Raw genomic sequence first — 15816 nt, 5'->3', positions numbered from 1 at the left:
CACCCTCCCCATAGAATGGACAGATGACCATAAGCGTTGCGCCCGGCCCTGGCACACAGGAGGGCACCCGGACCGGAACAGCGGAGGCCACAGATTCCCTGACCGCCCCGGACATCCCCTGGAACCTGGTGATCTGGAATGATCCCGTGAACCTCATGAGCTACGTTAGCTACGTTTTCCAGAGCTATTTCGGCTACTCGGAGACCAAGGCCAACAAGCTCATGCTGGAGGTCCACAGGAAGGGCCGCTCCATTGTGGCCTCCGGCAGCAAGGAGCAGGTGGAGCGGCATGCGGTGGCCATGCACGGCTTCGGGCTGTGGGCCACGGTGGAAAAAGCCAGCGGCGGGAACAACGGCACACCAGGAAAGTCCGGCGGTTCGGGCCAGGGCAAGGGGAAACGTGGCTAAGGCATTCAGGTATGGACTGAAGGGCATCACCGGCTATCTGGAACCCGCGGAACGTGACCTGCTGCGCAGCCTCATCAACGACGTCATCTCCATGCTCCAGCCACAGGAAAGGGCCGGCCAGGATCCGCTGGCGGAACTGATCGGCCTGGACATGGACGTCGCCGAGCCTTCGGACCGTGCAGTCAAGCGGCTCCTTCCAAACGTGGTGAAGGCCGACGCCGGAGCGTCCCTTGAGTTCCGCCAGCTCACCGAACGTTCCCTGCGGGAGACGAAGATCGGCGCCCTCCGGGCTGCGGCCCTGGACCTGGACAAGGATGAGATCGTGCTGACGCCCGAAGGGGCGCGGCACTGGTCCATGGCCCTCAACGACGTCCGCCTGGTGCTTGCCGAGCGGCTGGACATCCAGGATGAGGAGGACGCTGAACATGTCCACCGCATGCAGGACTGGTCCCAGGCCGAGGACGTGGAAAGCTACCTGGCCCTGGTGTACAACTTCGCCACCTGGCTGCAGGAGTCACTGGTCCAGGCGATGCTCCAGTCCCTGGAAACCCGCCGATGAGCTGTTCCGCACCTTCCCGGGCCGCCTGCTGTGACACACCAGACATGAGCCGCAGGCCACAACATCATGGCTGACCCGGCAGGGAAGACCTATCCTCGAATAATCATGACAACAGCCTCGAGCACGGATCCGTCCACCGTCACCGCACCGGCCTCCGAAGCCGCCGGCCTCCCGGCGGCAGTCGAATCGCGGCCCATCGGTGTCTTTGATTCCGGCGTGGGCGGACTGACGGTTGCCCGCTCCATCATCGACCAGCTTCCCAACGAGTCCATCCTCTACGTCGGGGACACCGCGCACGGGCCGTACGGCCCCCTGCCCATCGCTGAAGTCCGCGCCAACGCCCTGGGCGTGATGGACGAACTGGTGGACTCCGGCGTCAAGCTGCTCACCATTGCCTGCAACTCGGCGTCGGCCGCTGTGCTGCGGGATGCCCGGGAGCGCTATACGGCGAAGTATGGCATCCCCGTCATCGAGGTCATCCAGCCCGCCGTACGGCGGGCGGTTGCGGCAACCCGGAGCGGGCGGGTGGGCGTGATCGGCACCTCAGCCACTGTGGGTTCCCGCGCTTATGAGGACACTTTCGCCGCCGCCCCGGACCTGGAGATCACCTCGGTGGCCTGCCCGGAGTTCGTCAGCTATGTCGAAGCGGGAATCACCACCGGACCCGCCCTGCTGGCTGTTGCCGAGGAATACCTTGCCCCTCTCAAAGCCGCCGGAGTGGACACGGTGGTCCTGGGCTGCACCCACTACCCGCTGCTGACCGGTGTCATTTCCTACGTCATGGGAGCAGACGTGACGCTGGTGTCCAGCGCCGAGGAAACAGCCAAGGACGTCTACCGCGCCCTGGCCACCCACGATCTCCAGCGCACGGACGATGCCCCGCCGGAACACCACTTCGTGGCCACCGGCGATGCCCGGCAGTTCGAGGCCCTGGCCCGGCGCTTCCTCGGACCCGAAGTGCTCTCCGTCCGGCACGTCGACCATGTGTCCGCCCAGTACCCCACGGGCAGCCTCGCACGGATCACCCCCGAAATGATCGCGGCTGCGCAGGGCGCCTCGGCCCGGCCACGGATCTCCAACTTCGTGGGCGCCCCAGTGACCGGAGGCCCCGGCCAGTGAAGCTCACCATCGTAGGCTGCACCGGATCCTTTCCCGGCCCGGGTTCCCCGGCGTCGTGCTACCTCCTGACGGCGAACGACGGCGAACGGACCTGGAAAGTGGTGATGGACCTCGGCAGCGGCGCGCTGGGGGCCATCCAGCGGTACACGGACCTTGAGGACATCGACGCGATCTTCCTCACCCACCTGCACCCGGACCACTGCATGGACCTCTGCGGCCTTCACGTCGCCATCCGCTGGAAGCCCGGCGGATGGGGCCGCGGACGGATCCCCGTCTGGGGACCGGCGGCCACTGCCGACCGCATGGCCACCGCCTATGGGCTCGCGCTTGATCCGGGCATGCATGAGGAATTCGACTTCACCAACTGGACTGAACGCGAACCAGTGACGGTGGGTCCGTTCACAGTGACGCCGTTCGCCGTCAACCACCCCATCGAGGAAGCCTACGCCCTGCGGGTGGAGGTGGTGGAACCGGACAAGGACGGCAACCTTGTTGGCCGGACCCTGACCTACTCCGGGGACACGGACTCCTGTGCGGGCCTTGAGGAGGCCGCCAAGGATGCGGACCTGTTCCTCTGCGAGGCGGCCTTCGAGGAAGGGCGCGACGACGGCATCAAGGACGTCCACCTCACCGGAAAGCGCGCCGGTGAGGCGGCCGCGGCCGCCGGGGCACGCAGGCTGCTGCTGACCCACATTCCCGTGTGGACGTCGCAGACCACCGTGATGGCCGAAGCCCGGCCGGCGTTCGGCGGCGACGTTGCCGTGGCTGTCGCCGGAGTACACTACACGATCTGAGCCGGGCCCCTGCGCCGCGGCAAAAGGCAAAGGCACCTGCTGCACGCGCAGTGGATAAGCTAAAGACATGACTTCTGAAGCAACTGCAGTGCCCATCGTGCGCGCCGACGGCCGTGCCCCCGACCAGCTCCGGCCCATCAGCATCACCCGCGGATGGTCCAACCAGGCTGAGGGATCGGCCCTGATCGAGTTCGGCAACACCCGGGTCCTGTGCACGGCGTCCCTGACCGCCGGGGTTCCGCGCTGGCTCAAGGGGGAGGGCCGCGGCTGGGTAACCGCCGAGTACGCCATGCTGCCCCGGGCAACCAACACCCGCTCTGACCGTGAATCCGTCAAGGGCAAGATCGGCGGCCGCACCCACGAGATTTCGCGGCTGATCGGCCGCTCGCTGCGTTCCATCATCGACACCAAAGCACTGGGCGAGAACACCATTGTGCTGGACTGCGACGTCCTGCAGGCAGACGGCGGAACCCGCACCGCCGCGATCACCGGTGCCTACGTTGCGCTCGCGGACTCCATCCGTTTCGCCCGCGACAACAACCTGATCGCCAAGAACGCCCAGCCCCTCGTGGACACCATTGCGGCCGTTTCCGTGGGCATCATCGACGGCGTACCCATGCTGGACCTGCCGTACGTCGAGGACGTCCGGGCGGAGACGGACATGAACGTGGTGGTCACCGGCTCGGGCAAGTTTGTGGAGGTCCAGGGAACGGCTGAAGGCGCGCCCTTCGACCGGGCCGAACTGGACGCGCTCCTGGACCTTGCCCTGCTGGGCACCACGCAGCTTGCCGCCATCCAGCGCGAAACCCTGGCAGACACGCTGTGAGCGCGGCCGGCAGCGCTGCGCCGCGCCTTGTCCTGGCCACCCACAACAAGGGCAAGCTCCGTGAGCTGAGGGAGTTGCTGCGTGGGCAGGTGCCGGGGCTCGACGTCGACACGCAGGTGGTGGACGCCGCTGCGGCAGGTGCCCCCGACGTCGTCGAAACAGGCGTTACTTTCGCCGAGAATTCCCTGCTGAAGGCGCGTGCCGTTGCGGAGGCCACCGGCATGGTGGCCATCGCGGACGATTCGGGCCTTGCCGTTGATGTTATGGGCGGAGCGCCGGGAATCTTTTCGGCGCGGTGGTCCGGCAGTCATGGCGATGACGAAGCCAACCTCCGCCTGCTGCTCAGCCAGCTCTCCGACGTGCCGGATATCCACCGGGGTGCTGCCTTCGTGTGCGCCGCAGCCCTGGCGGTGCCTGCCCTGGACGGCGTTCCCGGCCGCGAGGTGGTGGAGTACGGTCAGCTGGAAGGCGTGCTGCTGCGCGAGCCCCGCGGGGACGGCGGCTTCGGCTATGATCCGGTGCTGCAGCCCACGGGGGAGGGCCGCAGTTGCGCTGAGTTGTCGGCAGAGGAAAAGAACGCCATCAGCCACCGCGGCAAGGCATTCCGGGCACTCCTGCCGGCGATTGTGGAGGCGCTTGGGGAGGCTGCCATCAGTCCGGACGTCGGTCCGCACCAGGACTGACAAAGCCGCGGCGCAATAAAAAGGCGCGCTTCCCGTTTCATCGGGGAGCGCGCCTTTTCGTAATCGCTGCTAGGGAAGGCGGCGGGTCTTCTGCTCGTCCTCGGGGGCGTGTTCCTCGATGAACTCATCCACCGGATCGGTGCCGTAGGCCTTCGCCTGGCGCTTGGCGGAGATTCCGCGGAGGACCTCCACGCCGATGGGCAGGACCGAAACCAGGACGATGGCGATGAAAATGATATCCAGGTTATCCCGCACCCATGGGATCCTGTCGCCCAGCAGGTAACCCAGGAGCGTCACGCCGCCGCCCCACAGCACTGCGCCGATGACGTTATAGAGGAAGAACTTCTTCTTGTTCATCTGCGCCACACCCACGATGACTGGCACGAAGGTCCGGATGATCGGGACGAAACGCGCCAGGATCAGCGCCTTGCCGCCGTGCTTTTCGAAGAAGGCGTGTGCGTTCTCCACGTTTTCGCGCTTGAAGAGGCGTGAATTGGGTTTGTTGAAGATGGCGGGGCCGGCTTTTGACCCAATGAGGTAGCCGGTCTGGTTTCCCACGATGGCCGAGATGATGATCAGCAGGGCGAAAAGCCAGACGTTGAACTTGATGGTGTCCGTGGCGACGAGCAGCCCGGCGGTGAACAGCATGGAATCACCCGGGAGGAAGAAGCCCACCAGCAGGCCGGTTTCCGCGAAGACGATGCCGCACACGAGCAGGACCACCCAGGGAGCCAGCGCAGGATCGGCCAGGAAAACCTGGGGGTTCAGCCAGTCGGGCAGGAAGGAGGCCAGCTGCGGCTGGACCGGTCCTGCCCCGCCCAGCAGGGACACGGCGAGGTCGTTCATCACAGGAAAGTTCACCCCTCAAGGGTACTTGACGGGTTTGGGCGCTGACCGGCGGTAAGGTGGGGGCCGTGGGTTTGGACTTTACGGCGATTGACTTCGAGACTGCAAACGGCTTCCGGGGCTCTCCCTGTGCGGTTGGCCTCACGAAGGTCCGGGGCGGACGGATCGTCGAGGAGGCCTCGTGGCTCATGCGGCCTCCTCGGAACCACGACCACTTCGATTACCACAATGTCCGGATCCACGGGATCAGGGCTGAGGACGTGGCCGGCCACCCCCGTTTCGGGGAGCTCTTCCCGGAGATCGGTGCATTCATCGGGGATGACATCCTTGCGGCCCACAACGCTGCCTTCGATTTGGGAGTGATCCGTTCCGGACTGGAGGTCTCGGGACTGCCCGGGCCCGCCTACGACTATGTCTGCACGGTGATGCTCTCCCGGCGGTGCTATTCGCTGGTGTCCAACTCCCTGCCGTTTGCCGCGGAGGAAGCCGGCGTACCCCTGGTGAAACACCACGACGCCGCCGAGGACGCGAGGGCATGCGCCGGGATCCTGATCGACATCGCCCGGCGGAACCAGGCCAACAGCATCGCGGAACTCTATCTCTCCCTGGGGCTGGCGGTGCCGCGCCAGCAGGCCTTCGACCCGGCCAGCGGGCTGCTGTCGAAGCCCAGCCTGGCCGCCTTGTCCGCGTCGGCCCTCACCAGCGCTGCGCCGGTTCGGCCGTTCCGGTCGGGCTGGCCCGAGGAGGGCGCCAACCCGCTTCCCAATCCCGCAGCCGAGCCTGGCCACCCCCTGTACGGGCAGACGGTGGTTTTCACCGGGCAGCTCTCCATGGGGCGGCCGGAAGCGAAGCGGCTTTCCGCAGATTTCGGTGCCCGGCCGGAAAGCAGGGTGACGGGACGCACCACCGTCCTGGTGGTAGGGGACGGTTTTTTGGCGTCCGACCTCCGCTCAGGCAGGCTGACCGGCAAGGCCAGGCGGGTGCTGGAGCTCCATGAACGCGGCCAGGCCATCGAGGTGCTGTCCGAAGGCGAGTTCCTGCAGATGGTGGGGGATGTGGCGGCGGCAGCCATAGCCTAGGGGTCCGATGGTTCATCCGGCGCAACACAGCTTGGCCGGAGGCGTGCCCGCTCCTAGCCTTGGCCCATGAGTTCTCTGTTCGCCTTCCCGAACCCCGTCAACGAGTATGCCGCCCGCGTCACAGCGGGGCTGGTGGTGCTGCTGGCGGCGGTCACGGTGGCCACCGGTTCCGTGTGGGGCCTGGCGGCCATCGCCGCCGGATTCTGGCTGCGGGTGCTCTTTGGCCCAAGGGTCTCACCGCTGGCGCTGCTGTCCGTGAAGGTCATCACTCCATGGCTGGGGCGGGTGAAACTGGTCCCCGGCCCGCCCAAACGCTTCGCCCAGGGGATGGGGGCGGCGGTCTCCACTGCTGCACTGGTTTTGTTCATGGCCGGAGCGGTGCCCGCCGCCTGGGCAGCTCTTGGCATCCTGATCGCGGCGGCGTCACTGGAAGCTTTTGCGGGCTTTTGCCTCGGCTGCGTGGTCTTCGGGTTCCTGCAGCGTCGGGGAATGATTCCTGAAGACGTCTGCGAGGCGTGCAACAACATCAGCCTTCGGCGGATGTGACCCCCGCCAGCAGGTTGGCCATGCCCCGGACCGCCTCCGGTGCCTCCAGCGATTCCAGCCAGTCCGCAGGCAGGCAGTCCTCGCCGTAGAACGCGCCAAGGATGTTTCCGGCGACGGATCCGGTGGAATCACTGCTGCCGCCGTGATTCACTGCCCGTGCCACCGCCTCCCGGAAGTGACGGACGGGCAGCGTGTCCGTGCCGCCGTCGGCCGTAACGTCCGTGCCGGTTTTCGGCAGCGTTGCGAGCACTGCATAAAGCGCGACGGCGAGGGCTTCTTCGGCGAGCCGCCCCTCACCGAGGGTGGCGGTGAGCTCCTCCGGAGTGACCACTCCCTTGCCGGCAAGCTGGAGGGCAGCCTCAAGGCGTTCAGGCAGTTCCGGGGCCACCTCATTCAAAGTGCGTGCGTGGGCTGTTACTGCAGTCACCGCATCCAAGAGCCCTTCTCCTGATACCAGCCGATGTATCAGGAGGCTGAAGATCCCCGAGCTCTGCCGCGCCGCCGGATGCCCGTGGGTCAGGGAGGCGGCGTCCGCACTCAGCTTGTAAACGGCCTCGGGTGCGATGTGCGGGATCAGCCCGAAGGGTGCTGAACGGACCACCGTTCCGCAGCCTTTCGAGCCGGGATTCACAGGGCGGACGGACGTGCCCATTTCACCGGTTGCAAGCCCTGAAATGCAGGCCTCATCCGGGTTCCGGCGCTGGCGAAGCACACCTTGGCGGTCAATCCATCGGGGCTGGGGCGCCGGTGCCGACGGCCCGGCCTCCTCACCCTGGCTTGCCAGCCAACGGAGGTAGGCCAGCCAAAGGCAGGCATTCACATCAGCCCCCACACCGGAATTTGCCCATTCCAGCGCCTCAACCAGACCGTCCACCGTGTAAAGGGTCAGCTGGGTTTCGTCCGAGAACCTGCTCTCCGGGAGAGCGTCGAAGCCGGTAAGCCCGCGGCCCCCGAAGCGGCGGCGGATTTCTTCCATCGGATCCTTGCCGACGGCGTAGCCCAGTGAATCGCCCAGGGCGCCACCGAGCAGGCAGCCATGGATGCGGGATGTCAGGGCGGGTGCGGAAGGGCCAGGTTTGATGCTCATCCTGTAAATTTACCGCGGCCGCAAACCCCGCCCGCACGCCTGCCGGACATTGCCAGCGCGCAAGCGCGCTGCCTCAGCAAACATCCAGTTGCGGCTGGAATAATGGTGAAGTTGCCCGGCGGCAGCACCAACACCTTCTGACTACCTAAGGGTCCCAGCATGAGCACCCCCGCCATCGACCATAACGACGCACTGCAACCGGGCACCCCACCGGATTCACGTCCCGGGCTCCTGCCGAGGCTGGCGGCCGAGGCATTCGGCAGCCTGTTCATTGTGGTGGCCGGTCTCGGCGTTCCGCTGTTCACCATCCCGGACTCCAGCCCCCTGCCTGCTGCCCTTGCTGCCGGCCTGGCCGTTACCGCCGCCATGCTCGCTTTCGCCCACGTCTCGGGCGGGCACTTCAACCCGGCCATCACCGTGGGCCATCTGCTGGCCGGCCGCATCCGGGCAGGCGCTGCTGCCGCCTATGCAGCAGCGCAGGTGGCCGGGGGATTCGCCGGTGCCCTGGCACTGTTCGCCGTCCTGCGGACCCTTCCGGGCATCACGGACAGCCGGACGGCTTTCGACACGGTCACTGCCGGTTTTGGCGAGCACTCCATCATCCAGGCTCCGCTGGCGGCGGCGCTGCTTCTTGAAATGCTCGGTGCCGCCATCATCGTTGCGGTCTTCCTGGGCACGTCCGGCAGGGCCGGCACCCGCGGCAGGGACGGCGCCCCGAGCAGCGGCGCCTCCGTCAGCCATGGCCTGGCGGCGCCCGTCGCCGTCGGCCTGTCCTTTGCAGTCCTGCTGCAGCTGGGCCAGTCCGTAGGCAACCTGCCGTTCAATCCTGCCCGCGCTGTTTCGTCCGCTGTCTTCAGCTCCGGCTGGGCCCTTGAGCAGCTGTGGGTCTTCCTGGCCGCTCCGCTGGTGGGCGCCGCCGTTGCGGGGCTTGTGTTCCGGAGCTTCGGGCCAGGTGTTGACGCCGTTCGCGGGAACACGGGCCCTGCTGCAGCCCCGGAATCCAACCGATCGGGCGGGACCGATACTTCCCCTGAAGCTGCGGGCGCCACCGGGCACGTGCACCAGGGCGGGGACGGCTCCGGGCGGGCTGGCAGTGAAGCCCAGGAGTTCTTTGAAGGCAAGCGGGGCTGAGCCATGGTGATGGTTGACGTTGCGCCGGTTGTCAGTGCCGGCCGATAGCTTAGGGACATGCGGTTACTCCACACATCGGACTGGCACTTGGGGCGGTCCTTCCACGGCGTTGGCATGCTGGATGCACAGCGCAACTTTGTCGACCAGTTGGTCGGAGCCGTCAGCCGGCACAGCGTTGACGTCGTCCTGGTAGCAGGCGACGTCTACGATCGCGCCCTTCCCGGCGTGGACGTGGTGAACCTGCTGGACGAGGCCCTGGTCCGGCTGACTTCGGCAGGAGCCAAAGTGGTGCTCACCAGCGGGAACCACGATTCGGCCATCCGCCTTGGTTTCGCGTCCCGGCTCCTGGAGCGCGGGGGAGTCCATCTGCGGACCAGGCCGGCGGACCTCGCCGAGCCGCTGCTGCTGCCGCTGGAGGACCATGCCGCCGGCGACCAGGCCGGGGCTGTGGTGGCCATCTACGGCATACCCTGGCTTGAGCCCCGGCTGGTCGCCGAACAACTGGGGGTGGAAACTGCCAGCCACTTTGAGGTCACCCGTGCAGCCACTGCCTTGATCCGCGGGGATATCGAACGCCGGTCAGACTCCTCCACTGTCCATTCGGTCGTCCTGGCGCATACATTCGCGAGCGGAGGGATCAGCTCGGACAGCGAACGAGACCTCAGCATGGGCGGCGTGGGCGCAGTACCGCTGGATCTCTTCGACGGTTTCGGCTACACGGCGCTGGGACACCTGCACGGACGCCAGGCGCTCTCGCCGCAGGTGAGGTACTCGGGCTCGCCCCTGGCATATTCCTTCTCCGAGGCCGCCCACCGGAAAGGCGGCTGGCTGGTGGACATCGGCGCGGACGGCGTCAGTTCGGTGGCGGAAATCCTGTGGGAGGCGCCACGGGCACTGGCGGTGCTGCGGGGTACGCTCGCGGAGCTTTTGGAAGCGCCTGAACACCAGTGGGCTGAAACTGCCTACTGCCAGATCACGCTGACTGATGCGCAGCGGCCGGCACGGGCCATGGAGCGGCTGCGTTCCAGGTTTCCGGACACACTGGTCCTTGGGTTTGACCCGGAGGGCGGAGCACCTGCTGCAATCCAGAGTTACAGCAGCAGGCTTGCTGACGCGCCGGACGACCTCTCGGTGTGCTGCGGCTTCCTGGAGCACGTGCGCGGCAGGGTGCCCGATGAGGACGAAAAGGCAGCGCTGGCATCCGCGCTCGAGAATGTGCGCGTCCAGGAGGCATCACGATGAGGATCCACCGCCTCAGCATTTCCGGTTTCGGTCCCTTTGCCGGCACCGAGGAGATCGACTTCGACAGGCTCGGAGCCCACGGCCTCTTCCTCCTCAATGGTCCCACCGGAGCGGGAAAAACGAGCGTCCTGGACGCCATCTGCTTCGCCCTTTACGGTTCGGTCCCGGGAGCCCGGCAGGACGGAAAGCGGCTCCGCAGCGACCATGCCGAGCCAGCGCAGGAACCTGCCGTCACCTGTGAATTCTCGGCGCAGGGCCGCCGGCTGGAAGTCACACGGTCGCCGGCCTGGGACAAGCCCAGCGCCCGGGGAAAGAACGGCTTCACCACACAGCAGGCCAAGACCCTGCTGCGCGAACGGGTGGGTGGTACCTGGACGGAAAAGTCGACGCGGAACGACGAAGCCGGCGCTGAACTGCTGGCGCTGCTGGGCATGGACCGCGAGCAGTTCACCCGGGTGGTCCTGCTGCCCCAGGGGGACTTTGCTGCCTTCCTGCGTTCCAAGGCCACCGAACGGCTGGAACTGTTGCAGAAACTCTTCGGCACTGAGCGGTTCGAAGCCGTGGAGCAGGACCTGTCCCGCCAGGCGCAGGCAGCCAAGGAAGAAGTTGCCCTTGTTGCCAGCCGGCTTGAATTGGTGGCGGCGCGGGCGGAGGCAGAAGCCGCCCGCCTGAACCTGGACGCAACCGGCAGCCCTCCGCCGGAACATAACATCGCAAGGCTGAGCTGGCTTGAGGACGCTGTGCGTGACCGCCGGCGGGAGCTTGCTGGCGCTGCAGATCTGGCCGAAGCCGCCAGCCGGCAGTGCCGGAAGTCCGTGGATGAGGAAGCGGCGCGCGAGGAGAGGCGCCGCAGACTTGATGCGGCGGTGGCGAGGCAAACCGCCGTCGAGCAGCAGGCGCCGCTGCTGGAAGAGCAGCTTTTTAGGCTTGGCCGGCACCGCAAGGCTGCAGTCCTGGACGGGCAGCTTCAAAACGTTGATGCCAGCGCTGCCAGGGTCCGGAGCGCAGCCAGTGCTGCCGAATCCGCATTCACCCTGCTTAGCCTGGCTGCGGAGGAAAACACGGAGCTGGCACAACTCGACCTCAAGCCGCAAGGAGCACGCGCTCCGGAAGGAGCAGGGCCGGCAATCGGGGCTGCGGCGGAACTGGGGCGGCTGCGTTCCCTCCTCGCGGTAGTGGAGGCCAGGCTTCCGGACGAGGACCGGCTGCAGGGACTGGGGAAGCGGCGCAGCGGCCTGCTGAAGAAACAGGAAGACCTGACCGCTTCCGTTGCTGACGCCGTCCGTCGCCGGGTAAAACTCCAGGACGAGCGGTCCCGCCTTCAGGTCAGGCTGCAACAGCTCGAGCAGCGAGCGGGGGCTGCTGCCCTGCGCCGAAAGGAAGCCACTGCCGCGGACGAGCTGCTGAATGTTGTCCAGCGCTACGGGTCGGCGCTTGCGGCCCGGGACGCAGTGAAGGCCCGCTGGGACGGATCTCGGGAAAACCAGCTGGAGGCGAAACGCCGCTGGCTGGATCTGAGGGAACAGCGGCTGGCCAACGCCGCAGCTGAGCTGGCGGCCAAGCTCGTGGCAGGGGAACAGTGCCCGGTTTGCGGCAGCCTGGACCATCCCGGTCCCGCCTCGGGAGGTCCCGCCGGTCCCGGGCTGGCCCAGGAAGAGGAAGACGCCCGGCTTGAGCATGAAGCGGCGGAGGCAGCCTTCAGCCGCGTGGCTGAACAGCTGGCGGAAGCCAACCAGCGGGTGGCCGTGCTGGCCGGGCAGGGCGGGGACACTGCCGCGGATGACGCCCTTGATGCAGCTGAACGTGCCCGCCTGGCCGCCGCCGATGCAGAAGAGGCAATGGAAGAGCTGGAATCGGTGCGCCTGCGGCTGGATGAACTGGAGGCTGCTGTTGCGGCGGCAGAGGAAACCCGGTCCGGCGCAGAGTCGGAACTGGCGCGTACCGCTGCACTGCTGACCGATCTGACAGAACAGTCCTCCGCCCTTGACCAGTCGCTGGCGGGGCTGAGGGGAGGGCACCGCAGCCTCTCCCAACGGCTGCGCGCGCTGGACAATGCCGTGGCGGTGCTGGATAAGGCGGTGGAAGCGCAGGCACACCTTGAAACGGCTGAGGCACGCGCTGGAGAGGCGAGGCAACAGCTGGAGCGCGCGCTGCCCGCGGCCGGCTTTGCAACAGCGGAAGAGGCCCGGGAACAGCTGCTGGCCGCCCATGAGGCAGCGGCACTGGAGGCAGAAGTGCGGGCGGCGCAGGACGAGGCAGCCCGCGTCGCGGAACTGTTCGTGTCAGAGGACATCGTGCTGGCGGCGGAGGAAAAGGACGCCGGTTACGACGTGGACGGCGAGCGGCTTGCCGCCCTCCGTGACGCTGCCGCCGCTGCCCTGCAGGAGGCACGGGACGCGGACCTGGCAGCGGGCATGGCGGCCCGGTGCCTGGCATCGCTGCAAGGGCTCCGGGCAGAATATGAAGAACTGGCAGGGGCGGCACGGCAGCCTGCGGAGCGGGCGCAGATGCTGGCCGGTCTGGCCGACGCCGCGGCCGGCCGCGGCGAGAACACCTACCGGATGAGCCTGAACAGCTATGTTCTTGCCGCCCGCCTGGAGCAGGTTGCCCTCGCAGCCTCGGAGCGCCTGGTTGCCATGAGCGACGGAAGGTACCTTCTGCAGCATACTGACGCCAAGGCAGCACGCGGCGCAAAGTCCGGGCTCGGCCTGGAGGTGGTGGACCAGTGGACGGGGCACCGGCGTGATACCTCCACCCTTTCCGGAGGAGAGTCATTCATGGCCTCGCTGTCCCTGGCGCTGGGCCTGGCCGATGTCGTCCAGCAGGAAGCCGGCGGGGTCGAGATCGAGACCCTGTTCGTCGACGAGGGGTTCGGGAGCCTGGATGAGCAGTCCCTCGAACAGGTCATGGACGCCCTCGAAGGACTGAGGGACGGCGGCCGGGTTGTCGGGCTGGTCAGCCATGTGGCGGAAATGAAGCAGCGGATCGGGGCACAGCTCCAGGTCCTCAAGGGCCGTAACGGGTCAACCCTGCGGATTTTGGACTCGTTGGAGGCGCCAGGGTAGTTGGACGCCCGGGTCGTGAAGGCCCGCCGGCTGTCAGGACATGCACCGGCGCAGTCCGAAGATGGACAGGCAGTCTTGGAATGCACCGCCGGCAGGCCGGATATACTGTGACAGTTACCGGGTTGTGCGCATCGGGAGGAGGGACGATGCGCAAAATGATGTTTGCGAGCCCGGAATGACTTCACACACTTCAGCTGCCGGCACCGAGGCCCTCCCCGCCGGCACTCCTTCTGCACAGGGCAACACTGCGGATTCCGCCCCTGGGGTACCCGACTCCCGCGCGAACCCGCCCTCCCGCGGCAGGTTCGCCCGGCTGCCCCTTCTGGCCGGCCGCAGCTTCATCCCCCTGGGTCTGGTTGCCCGGCTTCCGCTGGCCATGCTGACGGTAGGGACGCTCACCCTGGTTACGTCAGTGAGCGGCTCCTATGCGCTGGCCGGAACGGCAGCGGGGGCGGTAGGCATTGGTTCAGCCCTTGGTGCCCCCGTCCTTGGAGCCGTTGCCGACCGCCGGGGGCAACGCCCCGTGCTGTTGGCTGCCGCCCTTCTCAACAGCATCGCCGTCGTGGCTCTCATCCTGGCCGCCCTGGTGACGGGAGGGGGAGGATCCATAGTGGCTCTGCTCGCCGCCGCGTTTGCGTCCGGGGCCAGCTGCCCTCAGGTCGGGCCACTGGCGCGGGTCCGTTGGATGGCCCTCGCCTCCCGCGGAACTGTTGCCGAGAGGTCGCGGGACCTGGACACCGCCCTTTCCTATGAAAGCACCGCCGATGAAGTGACCTTTGTGCTGGGGCCTGCGCTGGTGGGGGTCCTCGCCAGTTTGATGGCTCCCTGGCTGCCGCTTGCCGTGGCGGTGGCGCTCACCATCACGCTGGTTCCCGCGTTCGCTGTGCACCGGACCCACCGCGCAGTTCAGACCCACCGCGCAGTCCAGACGCGCCGCGGCCCCCTGGAACACGGCGGCGATGAAACGATGCGCGGAGATCACTTGCACGGCTCCGGACCCCGCCGCACCCCCGCAACCAGTACAAACGCAATCAGCACAAAGAGGGCCCGCAGACTTCCGCAGGCCGTGGCGCTGCCGGTGCTGGCCATGGTCTGCATGGGAACCTTCTTCGGTTCGACGCAGGCTGCGCTGAGTTCATTCTCGGCGGGCTTTGCCGGCTCGGAGGTGGCGGGCCTGCTGTATGCAGCGATGGGGCTCAGTTCAGCGGTGGCAGCACTCTCGGTTGCATATTGGCCGCGGCGCTTCAGCCTGTCGTGGCGATGGATGCTCTGCGCCGTGCTGATGGCGGCGCTGGCCCTGCTGCTGCTCCTGCCGTCGTCGATGCCTGCAATGGTGGCGGCGCTGCTGGTCCTGGGGCTCCCGGTGGGGCCGGTCATGGTGACGGTGTTTGCGGTAGGGGGCACGTTGGCTCCGACTGGACGGCTCGGTACGGTGATGACCGCACTGGCCAGCGGCATTGTGGCCGGGACTGCACTGGGTTCATCTCTGGGCGGCCACTTTGCTGAGGCATCCGGCTACACTGCCGCCTTCATGGTCCCTGCGTGCGCGGCATCGGCATTGGCGCTCCTGGGCGCGGGAGCCGCCGTCGTGCTTCACCGCAGCCGCGCCTGAGGTTTGCAGGCGTGAGGTAACCTCGGCGCTGTGCGGGACGCACCCTTGGTACGGTATTTCCTACGCCAGTTGCTTCTCGATCCTGCGGGCGCTCTCCACCAGCGCCGCACCCACTGCAGGGGGCTGGTGGGAGGAGCGGATATAGACGACGGCGAGGGCGGCTGGACGGGCGCCGGGAACCCGGATGGGGGCGGCCAGGGAGGAAACGCCGGGGATAACCTCATCATGGCTGGCGGAATATCCGGCACAGCGGGCTTCGGCGGCCTCGGGGCGGTAGGGGATTCCGGTGCCCAGCTTCTCCCATTCGGCCTCAGTGAGCGAAGACTGGATGGCAATGCCGGGTGCGCCGGCGTTGATGGGGTGGCGGGTGCCGGGATGCTGGGCAACGGTGGCTCCGGAATGCCTGGGCTCCACGGTTAGCAGGGTGATGCAGTCATGATGATCCCAGACGGCCACGAACGCCGTCATGTCCAGGCTGTTGGCGAGGTGCGTCAGTTCCGGGAGGGCCGCCGCCTGCAGGCTGCGCGATACGCCGCGTGCGAGCACCGCGAGTCCGGGACCGGGCTGGAAGCGTCCGGCGTCGTCCCTTACCAGCAGCGAGTGGTCCTCAAGCGTCCGGAGGATGCGGTATGCCACAGACCTGTGCACGCCCATGGCTTCTGCCAGTTCCGCAATGGTCAGCGGCCCCGGCGCGGCTGCCAGAATCTCCAGGGCACGGATTCCCCGGGAGAGGGTCTGGGAGGGGGAAGCCTGGGCCGGCGCTGCTCCGGCCGGGGCTGCGGCGGTGGAATTCATGGTGTCCATCCTAGGTTGACAGCCA

At 67.2% G+C, this 15816-nt stretch carries 15 protein-coding genes; 12 read left to right on the top strand and 3 right to left on the bottom strand.

Annotation, left to right across the window (positions count from 1 at the left end; all coding sequences use genetic code 11):
• The first annotated feature begins 23 nt into the window (after positions 1-23).
• The 6 genes from clpS (at position 24) to rdgB (ending at position 4388) form a co-directional block, all read left to right on the top strand.
• Complete coding sequence (gene clpS, locus FDW81_RS13435; protein WP_138134673.1) at positions 24-407, top strand: ATP-dependent Clp protease adapter ClpS; 384 nt, start codon at positions 24-26, stop codon at positions 405-407.
• Positions 400-966: a DUF2017 domain-containing protein gene (locus tag FDW81_RS13430; RefSeq protein WP_138134672.1), complete on the top strand. Its 567-nt coding sequence runs from the start codon at positions 400-402 to the stop codon at positions 964-966. Before clpS ends, FDW81_RS13430 begins: the two co-directional genes overlap by 8 nt.
• Before the next feature lie 105 nt (positions 967-1071).
• Positions 1072-2085 carry a glutamate racemase gene (murI, locus tag FDW81_RS13425; protein WP_370279035.1) on the top strand — a complete coding sequence of 338 codons (1014 nt, stop codon included), beginning with the start codon at positions 1072-1074 and terminating at the stop codon, positions 2083-2085.
• Positions 2082-2879 (top strand): MBL fold metallo-hydrolase, encoded by a 798-nt coding sequence (locus FDW81_RS13420; protein ID WP_138134670.1) that lies wholly within the window; start codon positions 2082-2084, stop codon positions 2877-2879. The genes murI and FDW81_RS13420 overlap by 4 nt, the downstream gene beginning before the upstream one ends.
• 67 nt (positions 2880-2946) lie before the next feature.
• Entirely contained in the window at positions 2947-3705 is a 759-nt protein-coding gene (rph, locus tag FDW81_RS13415) for a ribonuclease PH (protein WP_138134669.1), read from the top strand.
• Positions 3702-4388, top strand: a complete 687-nt coding sequence (gene rdgB / locus FDW81_RS13410) for an RdgB/HAM1 family non-canonical purine NTP pyrophosphatase (RefSeq protein WP_138134668.1) — start codon at positions 3702-3704, stop codon at positions 4386-4388. The genes rph and rdgB overlap by 4 nt, the downstream gene beginning before the upstream one ends.
• 69 nt (positions 4389-4457) lie before the next feature.
• Here rdgB and FDW81_RS13405 read toward each other — a convergent pair whose 3' ends face one another.
• Entirely contained in the window at positions 4458-5234 is a 777-nt protein-coding gene (locus FDW81_RS13405) for a VTT domain-containing protein (protein ID WP_138134685.1), read from the bottom strand.
• 68 nt (positions 5235-5302) lie between these two features.
• Here FDW81_RS13405 and FDW81_RS13400 point away from each other — a divergent pair, with 68 nt between their 5' ends.
• Entirely contained in the window at positions 5303-6313 is a 1011-nt protein-coding gene (locus FDW81_RS13400) for an exonuclease domain-containing protein (protein ID WP_138134667.1), read from the top strand.
• Positions 6314-6379: 66 nt separating this feature from the next.
• Positions 6380-6859 (top strand): DUF4395 domain-containing protein, encoded by a 480-nt coding sequence (locus tag FDW81_RS13395; RefSeq protein WP_138134666.1) that lies wholly within the window; start codon positions 6380-6382, stop codon positions 6857-6859.
• Here the strand turns inward: FDW81_RS13395 and FDW81_RS13390 are convergent.
• Positions 6840-7946, bottom strand: a complete 1107-nt coding sequence (locus FDW81_RS13390; RefSeq protein WP_138134665.1) for an ADP-ribosylglycohydrolase family protein — start codon at positions 7944-7946, stop codon at positions 6840-6842. The genes FDW81_RS13395 and FDW81_RS13390 overlap by 20 nt on opposite strands.
• 159 nt (positions 7947-8105) lie before the next feature.
• Here FDW81_RS13390 and FDW81_RS13385 point away from each other — a divergent pair, with 159 nt between their 5' ends.
• The 4 genes from FDW81_RS13385 (at position 8106) to FDW81_RS13370 (ending at position 14996) form a co-directional block, all read left to right on the top strand.
• On the top strand, positions 8106-9077 hold the full coding sequence (locus FDW81_RS13385; protein WP_138134664.1) for an aquaporin: 972 nt from the start codon (positions 8106-8108) through the stop codon (positions 9075-9077).
• Between the two features lie 57 nt (positions 9078-9134).
• On the top strand, positions 9135-10319 hold the full coding sequence (locus FDW81_RS13380; protein WP_138134663.1) for an exonuclease SbcCD subunit D: 1185 nt from the start codon (positions 9135-9137) through the stop codon (positions 10317-10319).
• Positions 10316-13384: an AAA family ATPase gene (locus FDW81_RS13375; RefSeq protein WP_138134662.1), complete on the top strand. Its 3069-nt coding sequence runs from the start codon at positions 10316-10318 to the stop codon at positions 13382-13384. Before FDW81_RS13380 ends, FDW81_RS13375 begins: the two co-directional genes overlap by 4 nt.
• A gap of 175 nt (positions 13385-13559) precedes the next feature.
• On the top strand, positions 13560-14996 hold the full coding sequence (locus tag FDW81_RS13370; RefSeq protein WP_138134661.1) for an MFS transporter: 1437 nt from the start codon (positions 13560-13562) through the stop codon (positions 14994-14996).
• A 60-nt stretch (positions 14997-15056) separates the two neighbouring features.
• Here FDW81_RS13370 and FDW81_RS13365 read toward each other — a convergent pair whose 3' ends face one another.
• The gene (locus tag FDW81_RS13365; RefSeq protein WP_138134660.1) at positions 15057-15791 is read right to left on the bottom strand and encodes an IclR family transcriptional regulator; all 735 of its coding nucleotides are present in this window, start codon (positions 15789-15791) and stop codon (positions 15057-15059) included.
• Between the last annotated feature and the right edge of the window lie 25 nt (positions 15792-15816).

This window comes from Pseudarthrobacter sp. NamB4 (genome assembly GCF_005796185.1).
GTDB lineage: Bacteria > Actinomycetota > Actinomycetes > Actinomycetales > Micrococcaceae > Arthrobacter.
Note: the sequence above shows the minus strand (reverse complement) of the source record. Positions and strands in the feature narration are given on the sequence as shown.

Excerpts from the sequence above, each read along its gene's own strand:
- clpS (WP_138134673.1), top strand. The coding sequence starts at position 24 with ATGACCATAAGCGTTGCGCCCGGCCCTGGCACACAGGAGGGCACCCGG.
- murI (WP_370279035.1), top strand. The coding sequence starts at position 1,072 with ATGACAACAGCCTCGAGCACGGATCCGTCCACCGTCACCGCACCGGCC.
- rph (WP_138134669.1), top strand. The coding sequence starts at position 2,947 with ATGACTTCTGAAGCAACTGCAGTGCCCATCGTGCGCGCCGACGGCCGT.
- FDW81_RS13405 (WP_138134685.1), bottom strand. The coding sequence starts at position 5,234 with ATGAACGACCTCGCCGTGTCCCTGCTGGGCGGGGCAGGACCGGTCCAG.
- FDW81_RS13395 (WP_138134666.1), top strand. The coding sequence starts at position 6,380 with ATGAGTTCTCTGTTCGCCTTCCCGAACCCCGTCAACGAGTATGCCGCC.
- FDW81_RS13390 (WP_138134665.1), bottom strand. The coding sequence starts at position 7,946 with ATGAGCATCAAACCTGGCCCTTCCGCACCCGCCCTGACATCCCGCATC.
- FDW81_RS13385 (WP_138134664.1), top strand. The coding sequence starts at position 8,106 with ATGAGCACCCCCGCCATCGACCATAACGACGCACTGCAACCGGGCACC.
- FDW81_RS13380 (WP_138134663.1), top strand. The coding sequence starts at position 9,135 with ATGCGGTTACTCCACACATCGGACTGGCACTTGGGGCGGTCCTTCCAC.
- FDW81_RS13375 (WP_138134662.1), top strand. The coding sequence starts at position 10,316 with ATGAGGATCCACCGCCTCAGCATTTCCGGTTTCGGTCCCTTTGCCGGC.
- FDW81_RS13370 (WP_138134661.1), top strand. The coding sequence starts at position 13,560 with ATGACTTCACACACTTCAGCTGCCGGCACCGAGGCCCTCCCCGCCGGC.
- FDW81_RS13365 (WP_138134660.1), bottom strand. The coding sequence starts at position 15,791 with ATGAATTCCACCGCCGCAGCCCCGGCCGGAGCAGCGCCGGCCCAGGCT.